The sequence below is a fragment of the Acinetobacter sp. UBA2063 genome (assembly GCF_002333245.1).
GTDB lineage: Bacteria > Pseudomonadota > Gammaproteobacteria > Pseudomonadales > Moraxellaceae > Acinetobacter > Acinetobacter parvus.
Map to the genome: position 1 here is coordinate 1 of NZ_DDAH01000061.1, position 2,895 is coordinate 2,895.

General features: G+C 40.4%; 4 protein-coding genes and 1 pseudogene. 3 read left to right on the forward strand and 2 right to left on the reverse strand.

What is annotated here, in order from left to right; genetic code table 11:
- Positions 1–2 precede the first annotated feature (2 nt).
- On the reverse strand, positions 3–947 hold the full coding sequence (gshB, locus tag B4H32_RS02975) for a glutathione synthase (protein ID WP_286799749.1): 945 nt from the start codon (positions 945–947) through the stop codon (positions 3–5).
- A gap of 215 nt (positions 948–1,162) precedes the next feature.
- The gene (locus B4H32_RS02980; protein ID WP_004769961.1) at positions 1,163–1,642 is read right to left on the reverse strand and encodes a glutathione peroxidase; all 480 of its coding nucleotides are present in this window, start codon (positions 1,640–1,642) and stop codon (positions 1,163–1,165) included.
- Between the two features lie 179 nt (positions 1,643–1,821).
- Here B4H32_RS02980 and B4H32_RS02985 point away from each other — a divergent pair, with 179 nt between their 5' ends.
- From B4H32_RS02985 to B4H32_RS02995, 3 genes and pseudogenes are all read left to right on the forward strand, one after another.
- Complete coding sequence (locus tag B4H32_RS02985; RefSeq protein WP_004769962.1) at positions 1,822–2,274, forward strand: MarR family winged helix-turn-helix transcriptional regulator; 453 nt, start codon at positions 1,822–1,824, stop codon at positions 2,272–2,274.
- 4 nt (positions 2,275–2,278) lie between these two features.
- Positions 2,279–2,467, forward strand: a complete 189-nt coding sequence (locus B4H32_RS02990) for a DUF3565 domain-containing protein (RefSeq protein ID WP_004769963.1) — start codon at positions 2,279–2,281, stop codon at positions 2,465–2,467.
- A gap of 221 nt (positions 2,468–2,688) precedes the next feature.
- Positions 2,689–2,895, forward strand: a pseudogene (locus B4H32_RS02995) (hypothetical protein); the annotation flags it as partial.

Sequence of the window (2,895 nt, forward strand, 5' to 3'; positions counted from 1 at the left end):
GTCTAGTTCTGTCGTCCAGCCTCAAGCACAGTAAACAAGTCATCGGCAATTGAGGTGCCAAACTGGGCATCAATATCCCGAATACAGGTTGGACTGGTGACATTAATTTCAGTGACATAATTTCCAATCACATCCAGACCGACAAACACCAGACCCTTTTCACGCAGGAAAGGTCCAACCTTTGCAGCAATCATTTTGTCATTGTCAGTCAGTGGACGCGCCTGCCCCAAACCACCTGCCGCCAGATTGCCACGCACCTCACCATTTTGTGGAATGCGCGCCAGACAATAAGGAACTGGCTCACCATTGACCATCAGGATACGTTTATCGCCTTCGACAATTTCAGGGATATAACGTTGCACCATGATTGGACGTGTTCCCATTTCCGTCAGCATTTCCAGAGTCGAACCAATGTTCACACCGTCCTGATACAGGCGGAAAATTCCCATGCCCCCCATGCCATCCAGAGGTTTCACGATGACATCACCATGCGCCTTGATAAACTCACGAATCAGGCTTTGTTGTGATGTCACCAAGGTCGGAACTTGAAGTTCTGGAAACTGGGTCGCAAACAGCTTTTCATTACAGTCACGTAATGACTGGGGTTTATTGATGATCCATGCACCCTCACGCTCCGCCTGTTCCAAAATGTAGGTGGTGTAGACAAAGTTCATGTCGAATGGTGGGTCTTTACGCATCAGCACCACATCATAAGTAGCAAGTGACTCTTTTTGTTTCTCGCCCAGCTCATAATAATGGCTGTAGTCTTCAAACACCTTTAATGGTGAGATCAGACCGAATGCCTTGCCTTGTTCGATATATAAATCCTGTTGCAGTGCATAACCCAGCTCATGTCCACGACGGCTTGCCGCCCATAGCATTGCCATGGTTGAATCTTTCTTGAGATTCACAGTTTCAATTGGGTCCATCACCACAAGTACACGCATAACCTGACGCTCGTATTTTTAATCTTAGCGAAAAGTATAACCAAGTTTTCTGCTTATGGCTGAACAAGTTATGTAAATATTAAATAATAAAAAATCTATTTTATTCAATTATCTATAACATTATCATCTTTCTTTTTCAATTATGGGCAGGTTTGGGAAATGTTTGACTCATTTGAGTTCCAGCCAGATACATTTCCCAACATGCGAATATTGCCTTATGACAATAAACGTTGAATATCCTTGGCAATTTTTTCTGGTTTGGTGATTGGCGCATAACGTTTCACCACCTCACCTTTTTGATTGATCAAAAACTTGGTGAAATTCCACTTTATACTGCTTCCCAAAAGACCTTTGGCCTCTGAGGTTAAATACTGATAAAGCGGATGGGCAGTTGGTCCATTGACATCAACCTTGGCAAACATGGGGAATGACACGCCATAGTTGCGCTGACAGAAGCTGCCGATTTCCTCATTGCTGGATGGGTCCTGATTGGCAAACTGGTTACATGGAAAGCCCAAAATCACCAAGCCCTGCTGTTGATAGTCCTGATATAGTTTTTCCAGGCCCTCAAACTGTGGGGTTAAACCACACTGGCTTGCAGTATTCACCACCAGGAGCACTTTGCCTTGATAGTCTGCGAGGTCCTTTTGCTCACCCTCTAAAAGTTCAGCCTGAAAATCATAAATCTTGGCCATAAGAATTCTCTCTACAATAAAACTTGTGTCATTCCCAAAGTAGCTTGGTTGATTAATTCAGCTACGCCAAAATAATATTGCACACAATTATATTGTGCGCAAGTTAATTATACGCAATATACTTTTTGCGTTTTTCAATTTATACTATTTTATAGTTATTGCAGGTTAAGGACAGGATCATGACTGAGATTGCCTACTTGGAAAATCAAGTCTGTTTTGCCATGTACTCCGCCACCAATGCCATGATTCGTCAATATCGTCCATTGCTTCAGGAATATGACCTGACCTATCCGCAGTTTATTGTGTTGCTGGCGTTGTATGAAAAAGACAACGTAACCTTGTCTGAAATCGGACAAAAGACTTTTTTTGATTCGGGAACCTTAACGCCGATTATTAAAAAACTGGAAGAAAAGCAGTTTTTAAAGCGTGTTGCGGTTAAAGAAGATGAACGCATGAAAAAAGTCATTTTGCTGGAAAAAGCGCTTTCGGCAAAAGAGGAAATTACCCTGATTCCTTTTAAACTCGCCTGCTCTTTGGGTATTGAGCCCAATGATTTGGTGGCGATTCATAATCTATGCCATCGTTTCTTAAAAGGTTTGGAAAATTCTAAACTCGAAAGTTTGGGTGAATAAGTAAATGCAACAGGCCATTGTTGGATTTCATCTGGATAAAGAGAATCATTGGGTAGCAGAGCTTACCTGTGGGCATGGGCAGCATGTACGCCATGATCCACCTTGGCAAAATCGCCCTTGGGTGTTGACGGAACAAGGGCGTAGGGAAAAGTTAGGGGCGATGCTGGAATGTAAGAAATGTGAGGAAGAGTGATTCGCATAAGAGATTTTATGTTAAGTGTATTTTAATATCTATAAAAAACTTTCCATATAAATGATTTATATGAAATATATTTTTTGTTACAAATATTGCGATACCTAGAGCCTCATTAAAACCGTTGATGCAATTATATCACTAATCCAATAAATATAAATGATTGACATATATGAAATATATGTGATGATTTGAATCTTAAAAGTATCAGAGAAGATAAAATGGGAAAAAGTCTAAATTTAGCAAATTCAATTTTCGCAGGTTTTAATGATAAAAACGGATTAATGATTTGTGGTTATGAATGGGGTGAAGAATCACAAAGTAAGGGGCAAGAAGTTATAATAGATATGACTAAAGAATGTACCTTTTCTAATAAATCATTGCGATATGGTGATGTTGCTAAGACATGGAAATACGATAAAAGAATT